This window comes from Rathayibacter sp. PhB179 (assembly GCF_004345345.1).
Classification (GTDB): domain Bacteria; phylum Actinomycetota; class Actinomycetes; order Actinomycetales; family Microbacteriaceae; genus Rathayibacter; species Rathayibacter festucae.
This window is the reverse complement of sequence record NZ_SLVD01000007.1, coordinates 40,887-54,252: the sequence shown is the minus strand read 5'-3', so window position 1 is coordinate 54,252 and position 13,366 is coordinate 40,887. Positions and strand designations below refer to the sequence as shown.

The window sequence follows — 13,366 nt, the reverse complement described above, 5'->3', positions numbered from 1 at the left end:
GCCGAGCTCCGGCTCGCGCAAACTGCTCCGGCCCGCCGAAACAGGCGGATCCGACGGGCCGCAGCCGAAACCGCGAGCCGGAGGTGCGGGCCGCCGACGTTCGGCTCGCGATATCAGCCTCGGCTCGCTGAAACAGCCTGGTTTCGCGAGCCGAGACCGGAATCACGAGCCAGAGGAGCGGGCCGCCGACGTTCGGCTCGCGAAAACAGCTTCGGCTCGCCGGAACTGGCGGATCCCGCGAGCCGAGGCAGGAATCACGAGCCGGAGGTGTCGGCGGAGGAACAGGCGGCCGAGCTTCGGCTCGCGGAAGCAGCCCCGGCTCGCCAGAACGGCCGGATTCCACGAGCCGGAGCCGAAACCGCGAGCCGGAGGTCCGAGCCGCCGACGCTCGGCTCTCGGAAACAGCCTCGGCTCGTTGGAACAGCCGGAACCCGCGAGCCGAGGCCGGAACCGCGAGCCGGAGGTGTCGGCGCAACAACAGGCGGCCGAGCTGCGGCTCGCGGAAACCGCCCCGGCTCGCCAGAACGAGCGGATTCCACGAGCCGTGACCGAAAGTGCGAGCCGGAGGTGCGGGCCGCCGACGTTCGGCTCGCAGAAACAGCTCGGGCTCGCTGGAACAGGCGGATCCCACGAGCCGAGGCCGGAATCGCGAGCCGGAGGTGTCGGCGGAGGCACGGGCGGCCGAGGTTCGGCTCGCGGGAACCGCCTCGGCTCGTCGGAATTCACCGGTCTCGCGAGCCGGGGCCGGTCTCGCGAGCCGGGGCCGGTCTCGCGAGCCGGGGCCGGTTTCACGAGCCGGAAGTGCAGCGGAGGTGCAGCGCAGGTGCGGGCGGAGGCGAGCAGGGACGGAGGTGCGGCCGACAGCCGCGGGCGGCGCGGGCCGCCTCAGGTGCCCATCGCCCAGGGCTCGCGGTCGCCGCGGAGGCGGGCGGCGAGCGCCATCGCCTGCTCGTCGGTGAGGGTCGCCACGTAGTCGACGACGCCGCGGGCCCGGCCGAGGCGCTGGAGCGACTCCGCATCGACGCGCGGGCGCCCGCGCTCGCCGGCCGGCAGCCACTCGGGGCGGTCGGCGCGGAGGCGGAAGTAGCCGTCGGTCGCCAGCTCGATCAGGTCGAGCAGCTTCTGCGGGGCGCGCGGGCCGTCGCGCGGATCGTCGAGCCAGGCGTCGAGGTGGGTGACCAGCGTCCCGAGCACCTGCGATTGACCGCGCTGATAGGTCGCGAAGTCGGGCCGGTCGATGACGAAGCGGGTGTGCACGAACTTGAGTACCGCGACGTCGTGCCAGGCATCGGGGAGCAGCGTCAGGTGGCCCGAGCGCACGTTCGGCTCGGCGAGCACGAGCACCGAGCGCTGCAGCCGGCCGATCCAGGAGGAGACGAAGGACTCGATCGCCCGCTCGGTGCGGGTGGAGCCGTCGAACGGCACCGCGAGCAGACCCTCGACCAGCTCGGTCGAGACCCGCTCGACGGAGGAGCGGAAGTGCTCGTCGCTGGCGATCCACGGGTCGCGGGCCACCAGCCGGCGCCGCAGCATCTCCAGCGAGTGGCCGGGCGCCCGCGCCCAGAGCTCGTCGGCGTCGAGGGCGGCCAGCGCGTTCTGCTCGCGGAGGAACGCGCGGAACTCCACGGCGACGGCCGCCTGCTGCAGCACGCCCGCGCGGTAGAAGTCGTCGAGGTCGTGCAGCGAGTAGGCGATGTCGTCGGCGACGTCCATCACCGAGCACTCCAGCGTCTGCTGCCACGGCGCGATCGCGGTGAAGCCGGTGCGGGAGTCGAGCAGGTCGTCGAGGTCGAGGGTGTAGGCCGAGAACTTGGGCGGCGCGGTCTCCCAGCGGCTGGCGGTCGAGCCGCGCGGCAGCTCGGTCGGGTCGGCGGTCTCGAGGTCCGGCCGGCAGACGGTGCGGCCCCACGGGTACTTGAGGACCGCGGCGCGCGAGGCGGCCGTGAGGTTGAGCCCCGCCTCGACCGTCTCGCAGACGTCGAGCTCGGAGAGGATCCGGAACGACTGCGCGTTGCCCTCGAAGCCCTCCTCGAGGCCGAGCTTCTCGCGGGCCAGGCGGTCGAGCGCCTGCTCGCCGAGGTGCCCGAACGGCGGGTGGCCGAGGTCGTGCGCGCTGGCCGCCGCCTGCACGACGACCGGGTCGCAGCCGCCGAGGCGCTCGACCAGCTCGCGCTGGGCGGTGTCGGTGGTGGTCAGCTGCATCGCGATCGCGCGGGCGACCGCGGTGACCTTGATGGAGTGGGTCAGCCGGTTGTGCACGACCTGGCCGACGCCGGAGGGCGAGATCACCTGCGTGACCGCGGAGAGCCGGGCGAAGTAGGGCGAGAACCGGATGCGCTCGAGGTCGACCCGGTACTCCGGGAACTCCTCGCCGGTGGCGAAGCGGTCGACGGGCTCCGGCGTGCGGCGGTCGCGGCGGGTGTCGTGCGCCCGGTCGTCCGCGTGCGCCCGGTCGTTCGCGGGGGGCAGTGCCGGTGTCGCCTCGTGCATGGGCCCACCCTACGGGCGGAGCTCCCCCGGCTCCCCGCGGCCCGGCTCGTCCCGCCCCGGCTCCTCGCGCTCGAAGCGACTGCGCGGCGCCACCGCGATCAGCACGGCGGCGGCGACCACCGCGCCGAGCACGTACGCGGCGATGTCCAGCCAGGAGAAGGTGCTGCCGACGACGAGCCGCAGCGGCGGCCACAGCTCGACCAGTCGGGCGGCCGCTCCGATCGCCTGGAGCTGCTCCATCGCGATCGACCAGGCGAGGGCGATCCCCGCGGCGGTCACCGCCGGGATCCGCGGCAGCAGCACGCAGACCAGCAGCGCGACGAGCACGACGTAGAGGACGCTGCCGGCGAGGTCGGCGAGCAGGCCGGCCAGGAGGAAGCGCAGGGCGAGCCCGAGCGCGAGCGCGGCGATCGCGGCGAGCGCGAACGGCAGCCGCGCCCTCATCGGGCACCGTGCGCGCGGCGCACCCGGTCGAGGGCGAGGAGGAAGGTGCGGTCGTCGGCGACGGTCCAGCCGAGCGGCCCCGGCGTGGCGACCACGAGCGGCACCAGGACGCGGCGGCGCGCCCGCGCGGCGAGGGCGGCCGCGGAGGCGCGGGCCGCGTCGGACACCAGGCCGCGGAAGCCCTGTCCCGCGGCGGCCCCCCGCTCCGGCCGGGCCGCCAGCACGGCGAGCACGACGGCGCGGACGCGGAAGGCGCCGTGCGCGACCGTGCCGACCTCGACCGAGAGGACGTCGCTCCAGTCCGCGATGGCCAGGGCGTCGGCGCGCTCCCCGGCGAGCGCCGGTCCGTCCGCGCCGAGGGTGACGACGCCCGTGGCGTCCGGTGCGACGGCGGCGGCCGGGGCGGCGATCCGCCGCAGCGCCCGGTCGAACTCGCGGCCGCGCAGCAGCGCGACCCCGTCGGCGACCGCCGCGAACTCGGCCAGCCGCCGCCGGTTCGCCGGGGACGTCTGGCGCAGCTGCGCGGCGAGCGCGCCCCGCGCCCGGCGGGCCTCGGCCGGAGAGGTGATCAGTGCGGTCGGCTCGAAGCGGCGCCGCGGGGGCAGTGGATCGGAGGGCAGCGGATGCGCGGAGGCGTGCGGCGGCGGGGCGCCCCAGTCGGGCGTCGGTGCGGCGGCCATGTCCCCTCCCCCGGAGCACTCGGGACCGCGGCGCTCCTCCGTCGATTCTCCCGCCTTCCGCCTCCGCCTTGCCCGCGAGCGCCGACGGGCTTACGATGGGAGTACCCCCGGGGGGTATCCCTCCGCCGGGTCCCCCGCCCCACGCAAGGAGAACAGCATGACCGCGCACCTCGATCTCGGACTCACCGCCAAGGGAGCCGTCGGCGGGTCCGGGGGCGGCTGCGGGTCGGGTGGCGCCTGCGCCTGCGGCGGTCACGACTCCGCGCACGCGTCCGGGCACGGCTCCGCCGCGGGCGGCGCCTCGGTGCAGAGCTTCGGCGTCGCCGGGATGACCTGCGAGCACTGCGTCCGCAGCGTCACCGAGGAGCTCGCCGCCTACCCCGAGGTCGACAGCATCGACATCTCCCTCCTCCCCGACGGCGTCTCCACCGTCACCGTCGGCTCCTCCCGTCCGCTCGGCCGCGAGGAGATCGCGGCCGCCGTCGCCGACGCCGGGTACCGCCTCGCGCCCCTGGCCTGAGACGGCCGACTCAGAGATGGCAGACGCAGCGATGGCCGACGCAGCCGCGACCGGCCGCACGGAGACACCCGCCGAGCTCGAGCTCGCGATCGGCGGCATGACCTGCGCGTCCTGCGTCGCCAAGGTCGAGCGCCGCCTGGACGCGCTCCCCGGCGTCCGCGCGAGCGTCAACCTCGCCCTCGAGCGCGCCACGCTCGCGCTGCCCGAGGGCACCACGGCCGCCGACGCGATCGCCGCGGTCGAGGCCGCCGGCTACACGGCCACGGTCTCCGGAGCGGCGCCCGTCGCGGACGACGGTGCGGACGACGGCGCCCCCTCCCGCGAGGAGGAGGCCGCCGAGTCCGAGCGCCGTGTCCTGCGCACCCGCCTCACCATCTCGGCCCTGCTGGCCGCGCCGGTCGTGCTGCTGTCGATGATCCCCGCGCTGCAGTTCGCCAACTGGCAGTGGCTCTGCCTCACCCTTGCCGCGCCCGTCGCCGTCTGGGGTGCCTGGCCGTTCCACCGCACCGCCTGGCGGGCGCTGCGGCACGGCACGACCACGATGGACACCCTGATCAGCCTCGGCACCACCGCGGCCTTCGCCTGGTCGCTGTACGCCCTCTTCCTCGGCGACGCCGGCCGGCCCGGGATGAGCATGCCGTTCGAGCTGCTCGGCACCCGCTCCGGCCACGACGAGATCTACCTCGAGGTCGCCGCCGCCGTTCCCGTGCTGGTGCTGGCCGGCCGCTGGCTCGAGGCCCGCTCCAAGCGCGACGCCGGTGCGGCCCTCCGCGCGCTGCTGAGGCTCGGCGCGAAGGAGGCGACCCGCGTCGCCGCCGACGGCTCCGAGGAGCGCGTCCCCGCCGCGGCCCTCGCGGTCGGCGACCGCCTGCGCGTGCGACCCGGCGAGGTCGTCGCCGCCGACGGCACCGTCCTCGACGGCTCGAGCGCCGTCGACGCGAGCCTGCTGACCGGCGAGAGCGTCCCCGTCGAGGTCGGGCCCGGCTCCGTCGTCACCGGCGGCGTCCTCAACGCGCACGGCGTGCTCACCGTCCGGGTCGACCGCGTCGGCTCCGACGCGACCCTGGCCCGGATGGGACGCCTCGTCTCGCAAGCGCAGGCCGGCAAGGCGCGGGTGCAGCGCCTCGCCGACCGGGTCTCCGCCGTCTTCGTGCCGGTCGTCGTCGTGCTCGCGCTGGCGACCCTCGTCGGCTGGCTGCTCGCCGGAGCGGACCTCGCCGCCGCCGTCTCGCCCGCGGTCGCCGTGCTGATCGTCGCCTGCCCCTGCGCGCTCGGGCTCGCCACGCCCACCGCCGTCCTCGTCGGCACGGGCCGCGGCTCGCAGCTGGGCATCCTGATCCGCGGACCCGAGGTGCTCGAGACGAGCCGCCGCGTCGACACCGTCGTCCTCGACAAGACCGGCACGCTGACCACCGGCGCCTTCACCGTCGCGGCGGCGAGCGACGACGAGTCGCTCCGCCTGCTCGCGGCCGTCGAGCGCGGCTCCGAGCACCCCCTCGCCGCCGCGATCGTCCGCGGCGCGGAGGAGCGCGGGCTGACCATCCCGGAGGCGACCGGGTTCCGCGCGAGCGCCGGCTTCGGCGTCCGCGCCCGGGTCGACGGCCGCCTCGTCGTCGCCGGGCGCCTGCGCTGGCTCGACGAGCAGTGGGGCTACGCGCCCGGCGACCTCGCCGCCCGCGCCGAGCAGGCCGCGGCCGACGGCGGCACCGTCGTCGGGATCGGCTGGGAGGGCGAGCTGCGCGGCTTCGCCGTCCTCCGCGACGAGCCGCGGCCCGAGGCGGCGCGCACCGTCGCGTCGCTCCGCTCCCGGGGGCTGCGCGTGCTGATGCTGACCGGCGACAACCCGCGCGCGGCCTCGGCCGTCGCCGCCGCGGTCGGGATCGACGAGGTCGTCGCCGAGGTGCTGCCGGAGGAGAAGCTCGCCGTGATCGAGCGGCTGCGGTCCGAGGGCCGCACGGTAGCCTTCGTCGGCGACGGCGTGAACGACGCGGCCGCCCTCGCCGCCGCCGACCTCGGCATCGCGATGGGCGCCGGCTCCGACGCGGCGATCGAGGCGAGCGACGTCACCCTGGTCGGCGACGACCTCGCCCGCGTGCCCGACGCGCTCCGGCTCGGCCGGCGGACCCTGGGCGTCATCCGGGGCAACCTGTTCTGGGCCTTCGCCTACAACGTGGCGGCGATCCCGCTCGCGATGGCCGGCCTGCTCGGCCCGCTGGTCGCGGGGGCCGCGATGGCGTTCTCCAGCGTCTTCGTGGTGCTGAACAGCCTGCGGCTGCGCTCGTTCCGCGCGGAGTGACGTGCGCGGAGCGACGTGGTTGGCTGGGTCCATGCGCACCGAGACCCGCCAGGGCGTCCCCCTCCTCCTCGTCGACGACGACGGGCCCGCCCTCTCCACCTCGGAGGACGCGCTCGCGGTCATCGGCGAGATCTACGGCAGCGACGCCGAGACGATCGTCGTCCCGGTCGGCCGCCTCGATCCGGAGTTCTTCCGGCTCCGCTCCGGCATCGCCGGTGAGTTCGTGCAGCGCTTCGTGATGTACGGCAAGCGGCTCGTGGTCGTCGGCGACATCACCGAGCACGTCTCGGCCTCGAGCACCCTGCACGACTTCGTCGTCGAGTCGAACCGCGGCGACCACCTGTGGTTCGTCCCCGCGCTCGACGCGCTCGACGCCCGCCTCCGCGACTCCGCGACGGCCGAGGAGCCCGGTGCCGACGGCGGGGTGGAGCCGACTCCCGGCCCCGCGCTCTGATGCCGGACGGGCGACCCGCCGCGCCGACGCTGCGGCTCGAGGGCCCGGTGCGGCTGCTGCTGCTCGCCGACACCCACCTCCCCAAGCGCGCGAGGGCACTGCCCGACGAGGTCTGGCGGGCGGTCGACGAGGCCGACCTGGTCGTGCACGCCGGCGACTGGGTGGACGAGGCGGCGCTCGACGCCCTCGAGTCCCGGGCTGCGCGTCTGCTCGGCGTCTGGGGCAACAACGATCCCGCCGGGCTCCGCGCGCGCCTCCCCGAGGTCGCCCGCGCGGAGATCGCGGGGCTCGACGTCCGCGTCGTGCACGAGACCGGCCCCGCGGCCGGCCGGGAGGCGCGCGCCGACGCCGCCCACGCCGGCGCCGACCTGCTCGTCTTCGGCCACAGCCACATCCCCTGGGACTCGCGGACCGCGGCCGGGATGCGGCTGCTCAACCCCGGCTCGCCGACCGACCGCCGCCGCCAGCCGGCCTGCACCTACCTCACCGCGGTCGCCGAGGACGGCGAGCTGCGCGAGGTGCACCTCGTCGCGCTCCCGGTGCGCGTCCCCACCCGCTGACGGCGCGCCGTCCTGCCGCCGAGCGATCCTTCCCGCCGCGCGAGCGCAGGGCTACGCTCGCCGCATGATCGAGGACGCCGTACCGCTCCAGAGCCGCCGGATCGGCGACGGCCCCGCCCTCGTCCTGCTGCACCCGGGCGGCACCGATTCGCGCTCGCTCGAGCCGCTGGTGGCGGAGCTGCAGGGCGACTACACGCTGCACCTGCCCGACCAGCGCGGCCACGGACGCACGGCCGACACCGACGCTCCCCTGAGCTTCGCCGCGATGGCGCGCGACACGATCGCCCTGATCGAGTCGCTGCCCGGCGCCCCCGTGCACCTCCTCGGCCACAGCGACGGCGCGATCGTCGCCCTGCACGTCGCCCTCCGCCGCCCCGACCTCGTGGTGAGCCTGGTCTTCTCCTCCGGCGTCTTCCACCACGACGGCTGGCTGCCCGGCGTGCTCGACGGCGAGGCTCCCGACTTCCTGAGGGAGAGCTACGCCGAGGTGTCGCCCGACGGCGCCGCGCACTGGGACACCGTCGTCGCGAAGCTCGACGCGCTGCACGCCAGCGAGCCGGAGCTCACCACCGCGGACCTGCGCGGCCTCGCGGTGCCGACGCTCCTCCTCTTCGGCGACGACGACGAGATCCGCTTCGAGCACGTCCTGGCGATGTACGACGCGATCCCGGACGCCGAGCTGGCCGTCGTCCCGCGCGCCAGCCACGGCGTGATCGTGGAGAAGCCGGGCTTGGTCGCCCGGCTGGTCCGCGACTTCCACGACCCCGGCAAGACCGACGGCTTCGCGCCGATCCGCCGCGCCTGAACGCCCGCCTTCGAGACCGCTCAGCCGCGGCACGACCGGTTCCGGCCGGCGGCGCAAGGGGGTCACAGCGGAATATGGTCGGCCTAAGCTCTCGGAGATGACCAGCTCACACGACCACCCCGATTCCGCGCACCTGCGTCCGGACGGTCTCGACGACGCCACCGTCGCTGCGCTGGGCAAGCTCTCCGAGGCGCTCGAGACCGTCGAGCACGCGCGCGGACTCCTCTACGGCTTCCACCGGCTGACCGGCGCCGCGGACCTCGCGCTCGGCGAGGCGGTCGACGCCTTCCGCGAGGCGGGGCGCGACGAGGTGGCCGACTCCCTGGAGAAGGAGCTGGTCGGCCGGAACGTCATCGAGGGCCGCTGGACGTTCCAAATCGTCGAGGACTACGACGACGGCTACTACGCCGCCTTCCGCGACCAGGAGCGCGCCGCGCGCGACGAGCTCGCCGCCGGTCGCCGCCACCTCTTCGAGTCCGAGATGAAGGAGGACCGTCGCTCGCACGGTCTCCGCCACCACGAGTCCCGGCCGGATCCCGAATGAACTCCGTGATCCGGATGCACGCCTCCCCGATGCGCGTGCGCGCCGTCACCCCCGGCTCCGATCGGCGCGGGCCGACGCCTGCGCCCACGACCCGGCGCACCAGCCTCAGCATCGACGGCCGCCGCTTCCTGCTCGCCCTCTCCTTCGACACCGAGGAGCTGGAGAAGAAGCTCGTCGAGGCCGTCCGCGAGCGCGGCGGCATGGTGAGCTTCACCGTCGCCGGGGACCGCGAGGTCTGCGTGCTCGTCTCCCCCGGCGTCGCCGTCATCCTCGAGCACGAGGACGTGCCGGTCGACGAGTTCGAGCCGGACGACGCGGTGCAGTACGACGACGTCGAGTACCTAACCTAGACGCGGGCCGCTCCTGCGCGGCTCGCTCCTGCGCCGCTCCGTGCCGTCCGGGTTCTCGTGCTCCGCATTATTGACACGAGTAAACCCGCGTGCTGAACTGGGTCCGCCGCGCCACCGATCGTCGTCGGCTCTAAGGAGAAATCATGACCTTCACCCTCGGAATCGTCGGCGCCGGCCAGTTCAGCCGCCACTTCGCCGATCTCTTCCACCGCCACCCCGGAGTCGGCGCGATCACCGTGACCGATGTCCTCGACGGCCGCGCGGAGACGCTCGTCGAGTCGGAGGGACTGGCCGGGACGCACGAGAGCTTCGAGGCGATGCTCGCCGATCCGGCGGTCGACGCGGTCGCCCTGTTCACGCAGCGCTGGACCCACGGACCCCTGGTCGCCCGGGCGCTGCGCGCGGGGAAGCACGTCTACTCCGCCGTCCCGATGGCGAGCGACGCCGACGAGATCGCGGAGATCATCGAGCTGGTCTCGGCGACCGGCCTGACCTACATGATGGGCGAGACCAGCCAGTACAACCCGGCCACGGTCTTCGCGCGGCGCAAGCACGAGGAGGGCGCCTTCGGCCGCGTCTTCTACCTCGAGGGCGACTACCTGCACGACATGGACCACGGCTTCTACGACGCCTACCGCTACAGCGGCGGCGACGACTGGAAGTCGACCGCCAGCTACCCGCCGATGTGGTACCCGACCCACTCCATCGGCGGCGTGCTCGGAGCCGTGCCGAGGCACGCGACCAGCGTGAGCTGCACCGGCATGCGCGACCACCTCGACGACGGGGTCTTCGACACCGAGGTCAGCATGTTCGGCAACGACTTCTCCAACATGACCGCGCTGTTCGAGCTCGACGGCGGCGGCTCGATGCGCATCAACGAGTTCCGCCGGGTCGGCTATCCGTCCTTCCTCCGCGAGAGCCGCTTCCGCTTCTTCGGCACCACCGGCGTCTTCGAGCAGCTCGTGCAGACGAGCGTCTGGCAGACCGGCGAGGGCGTCGAGGACGTGACCGAGCAGCTCGCGACGACCGCGACGATGGCGGACGACGACCCGCGCCTCGAGAACGTCTCCCCCGCCCTGCGCGCCGCCTTCGTCAGCGGCCACGCACCGGTGCACGAGGAGGAGGCCGCACGCCTCCCCGGTGAGCTGGAGGGCGCGCCGAACGGGCACGAGGGCTCGCACCACTTCCTGGTGGACGACTTCGTCCGCGCCGTCTCGACCGGCACGCTGCCGACCGTGAACGCCTGGGTCGCCGCCCGCTACACCCTGCCGGGGCTCGTCGCGATGGAGTCCGCCCGGCAGAACGGGGCACGACTGCCCATCCCCGACCACGGCGACGCCCCGGTCGCGGTCGGCGAGCCGCTCCCGGCGTCGGCGCGGGTCTGACGCACGGAGCGGGGGCGGGCGCCGTGCCCGCCCCCGCTCAGAGTGCCGGGTCCGGACTCCCGGCCAGGAACGGCTCGAAGGCGTCGGCACCGCCGGGGCCGACCCAGTCGTACTCGAGGACGTCGTCGCCCGCCGACCACCGCGACGGCGTCGGCGAGTGCAGCCAGTCCAGCGGAGCGACTCCCCCGGGCGTGCCGCCGTCCAGCGCCAGCCGCAGCGCCTGCGCGAGGTCGGCGTCGACGGCGTCGGTCCGCGTCGCGGGATCGACGGAGACGAAGAGCGCGGTCCCGCTGCGGGCGATGAGGTCGAGGAACCGGCGGTTCAGCGCCCAGTCGGTGGCGGTCGTGCTGGGCACGCAGTCCGCGTCGAGGGTGAAGAACGCGTCGTGCTGGGCGAGGCGGAACGCCAGCGCGTTGACGCCGACGCGGCGGGTGCGGTCCCAGTGCAGGCCCGAGGTGTCGTCGCCGACCCGCTGCGCGTGCACGAGCCCGGCGGCGAGGTGCCCGACGACGTTGCAGCCCAGCACCAGCGCCTCGCCGGCGGCCGCGCGCACCGTCGCGTAGAAGCGCACGAGCGCCTCGGCGGTGGTGACGGAGGGGTCGTGCAGCGCGGGCCCGGAGCCGGGCGCCGCGCCGAAGTCCGGACCCCACGAGCCGAGGAGGTCGTAGGTCGAGAAGTCGTGCTTGATCAGCTCGAAGCCCCAGCCGCCGAGGCGCGCCGTGTCCTCCGCGACGAGCTCGAGGACGGCGGGCGAGCTGGGGTCGAGGGCGAGCGCCCCGTCCCGCCCGGCCCGCACTCCCTCGATCGGCTCCTCGCGCGTCAGCAGCGGCCGGAACCAGACGCCCGGCCGCACGCCCTCGGCGCGGACGGCCTCCGCCGCCTCGGCCATGTCGGGGAAGCGGTCCGGGCGACCCGCCCGCCAGGGACCCGGTGAGGCCGCGAGGCCGTCGGCGGTCCCGGCGGAGCTCCAGCCGTCGTCGACGACGCCGAACGGGCGCACCGCGTGGTCGCCGACGAGGTCCGCGATCGTGCGCGCGTCGCGGACGACGGCGGCGAGGCCGAAGTCGCGTCCGTAGGCGTAGTACCAGTTGTTCGCGCCGACCAGGGGTCCGCCCGTCGTGAGCGGCTGCGGGCAGAGCCGGCGGAGGAGCGACCGCTGGACGGCGAGCGCCCCCTGACCGCCGGAGACGACGTGCACGATCGCCGCAGTGAGCATGCGGTCGCCGGGGACGACCGCCGCACCGCCGCTGCGCAGGTCGAGCGTCAGGGTGACTCCGCGCCGGTCGACCTGCCAGAAGGCGAGCGAGGCGCCGCCCACCTCGACGCCCCAGCCGTCGGTCGTGCCCGTGCGCGGGTGGTGCACGAGGGCCGTCCAGGGCAGGACCCGCTCGGCGCGGACGCCGCGCCACTCGAGCTCGCCGTAGGAGCGCTCCCACGCGTCCCCGAGCACCAGGCAGTCCTCGGGGATCGCTGCGGCCCAGCGCAGCCGCACCCGCGAGACGGCGGCGACGGCTCCGACCTCGACCCGCAGACCGCCGGAGCCGGTCTCGACGAGGTGGACGCGGACGCCCGAGCATCGGACGTCGGCGAAGGCGCCGTCGGGGTCGATCTGCACGGCGATGCGTGCGGGATCCACGGGCGGAATCGTCATGATGCTCTCTCTCCGACCCGGCAGCACTGCTCGGAGCCGAGCCCGACTGTAGTTATGTAAGAACAATCATTCAACAGTTGAATTCCTCCCGGTTACTCGTGTAGCTTCCTTCGCAGCACGCTCCCCCGCACCGCGGAACGGGCGCCTCCTCACCTGCTCGGACAATGACGAAGGAGTCATCTCTTGCTGCTTTCACGACGGTCGAACGCGCGACGAACCGGGTGCGCACGATGACGGCTCTCCGCGAGGGGCGCACCCGCCAGGGCGCCGACGCGGTCCGGATCCGCCCGACGATGTCGCTCGGCCGGCGCCGGGCGCGCCGCTCCGAGCTGCTCGTCGCGCTCGCCTTCATCCTCCCGGCGGCCGTCGGCTTCGGAGCCTTCTACGTCGTCCCGACGATCCGCGGCATCTACCTCAGCTTCACGGACTACAACCTGATGAGCGCGCCGTCGTACATCGGCTTCGACAACTACCTCCGCCTGGCGAAGGACCCGCTGTTCTGGAACTCGGTCGGCGTCACCCTCGAGTACGTCCTGATCAACATCGTCGTCCAGACGGTCGTCGCGGTCGGCCTCGCCGTCCTGATGCACCGCCTCACCCAGTCCGTGGTGATCCGCGGGGCGATCCTGCTGCCCTTCCTGATCTCGAACGTCATCGCGGCGATGATCTGGTTCCTCCTGCTCGACTACCAGCTCGGCCTCGTCAACAGCGTCATCGAGAACCTCGGGCTCACCCGGATCCCGTTCTTCGCCGACTCGAACTGGGCGATCCCGACGATCGCGCTGGTCAACGTCTGGCGGCACATGGGCTACACCGCGCTGCTGGTCTTCGCCGGCCTGCAGCTCATCCCGAGCTACGTCTACGAGGCGGCCGCGATCGACGGCTCGAGCGAGTGGCGGTCGTTCTGGAAGATCACCCTGCCGCTGCTGCGGCCGGTGCTCGCGCTGGTCCTCGTGGTCACCGTGACCGGCTCGTTCCAGGTCTTCGACACGGTCGCCGTCACCACCCGGGGCGGCCCGGTCAACGCCACGAGGGTCATGCAGTACTACATCTACCAGGTCGGCTTCGGCGAGAACGACTTCGGCTACGCCAGTGCGATCTCGGTCGTCCTCCTCGTCATCCTCGCCGGCGTCGCGCTGATCCAGCTCCGGCTGCTGCGCGCCGACCAGTCCGACCTCGCGTAAGGA

General features: G+C 74.3%; 13 protein-coding genes. 9 read left to right on the top strand and 4 right to left on the bottom strand.

The features are described from left to right. Positions 1-885 precede the first annotated feature (885 nt). The 3 genes from dgt to EDF43_RS14690 are packed head-to-tail and all read right to left on the bottom strand — an operon-like array spanning position 886 to position 3,614. Positions 886-2,490 carry a dGTP triphosphohydrolase gene (gene dgt / locus EDF43_RS14700; RefSeq protein ID WP_132437496.1) on the bottom strand — a complete coding sequence of 535 codons (1,605 nt, stop codon included), beginning with the start codon at positions 2,488-2,490 and terminating at the stop codon, positions 886-888. Positions 2,491-2,499: 9 nt separating this feature from the next. Next, complete coding sequence (locus tag EDF43_RS14695) at positions 2,500-2,934, bottom strand: DUF2809 domain-containing protein (RefSeq protein ID WP_132437495.1); 435 nt, start codon at positions 2,932-2,934, stop codon at positions 2,500-2,502. Beyond that, positions 2,931-3,614, bottom strand: coding sequence for a hypothetical protein (locus EDF43_RS14690; RefSeq protein WP_132437494.1), 684 nt, complete (start codon positions 3,612-3,614; stop codon positions 2,931-2,933). The genes EDF43_RS14695 and EDF43_RS14690 overlap by 4 nt, the downstream gene beginning before the upstream one ends. 157 nt (positions 3,615-3,771) lie before the next feature. Between EDF43_RS14690 and EDF43_RS22360 the strand changes: the two genes are divergently transcribed. The 8 genes from EDF43_RS22360 to EDF43_RS14650 all read left to right on the top strand — a co-directional run bounded on the left by EDF43_RS22360 (position 3,772) and on the right by EDF43_RS14650 (position 10,528). Further along, positions 3,772-4,134, top strand: a complete 363-nt coding sequence (locus tag EDF43_RS22360) for a heavy-metal-associated domain-containing protein (protein ID WP_132437493.1) — start codon at positions 3,772-3,774, stop codon at positions 4,132-4,134. Positions 4,135-4,165: 31 nt separating this feature from the next. Beyond that, positions 4,166-6,430: a heavy metal translocating P-type ATPase gene (locus EDF43_RS14680; RefSeq protein WP_132437492.1), complete on the top strand. Its 2,265-nt coding sequence runs from the start codon at positions 4,166-4,168 to the stop codon at positions 6,428-6,430. Between the two features lie 31 nt (positions 6,431-6,461). After that, positions 6,462-6,884 carry a DUF4180 domain-containing protein gene (locus EDF43_RS14675; RefSeq protein WP_132437491.1) on the top strand — a complete coding sequence of 141 codons (423 nt, stop codon included), beginning with the start codon at positions 6,462-6,464 and terminating at the stop codon, positions 6,882-6,884. Next, the gene (locus EDF43_RS14670) at positions 6,884-7,444 is read left to right on the top strand and encodes a YfcE family phosphodiesterase (protein WP_207901779.1); all 561 of its coding nucleotides are present in this window, start codon (positions 6,884-6,886) and stop codon (positions 7,442-7,444) included. Before EDF43_RS14675 ends, EDF43_RS14670 begins: the two co-directional genes overlap by 1 nt. A 64-nt stretch (positions 7,445-7,508) precedes the next feature. Then, positions 7,509-8,249, top strand: coding sequence for an alpha/beta fold hydrolase (locus tag EDF43_RS14665; protein ID WP_132437490.1), 741 nt, complete (start codon positions 7,509-7,511; stop codon positions 8,247-8,249). Between the two features lie 97 nt (positions 8,250-8,346). Next, positions 8,347-8,793 (top strand): hypothetical protein, encoded by a 447-nt coding sequence (locus EDF43_RS14660; RefSeq protein WP_123736737.1) that lies wholly within the window; start codon positions 8,347-8,349, stop codon positions 8,791-8,793. Then, complete coding sequence (locus EDF43_RS14655; protein WP_123736736.1) at positions 8,790-9,143, top strand: hypothetical protein; 354 nt, start codon at positions 8,790-8,792, stop codon at positions 9,141-9,143. The genes EDF43_RS14660 and EDF43_RS14655 overlap by 4 nt, the downstream gene beginning before the upstream one ends. Before the next feature lie 143 nt (positions 9,144-9,286). Next, a complete protein-coding gene (locus tag EDF43_RS14650; RefSeq protein ID WP_132437489.1) occupies positions 9,287-10,528 on the top strand; it encodes a Gfo/Idh/MocA family oxidoreductase in 1,242 nt (413 codons plus the stop codon). A gap of 37 nt (positions 10,529-10,565) precedes the next feature. Here the strand turns inward: EDF43_RS14650 and EDF43_RS14645 are convergent, their stop codons facing one another. Beyond that, complete coding sequence (locus EDF43_RS14645; RefSeq protein ID WP_207901777.1) at positions 10,566-12,164, bottom strand: hypothetical protein; 1,599 nt, start codon at positions 12,162-12,164, stop codon at positions 10,566-10,568. 308 nt (positions 12,165-12,472) lie between these two features. Between EDF43_RS14645 and EDF43_RS14640 the strand changes: the two genes are divergently transcribed. Next, complete coding sequence (locus EDF43_RS14640) at positions 12,473-13,363, top strand: sugar ABC transporter permease (protein ID WP_123732896.1); 891 nt, start codon at positions 12,473-12,475, stop codon at positions 13,361-13,363. Positions 13,364-13,366: the final 3 nt, after the last annotated feature.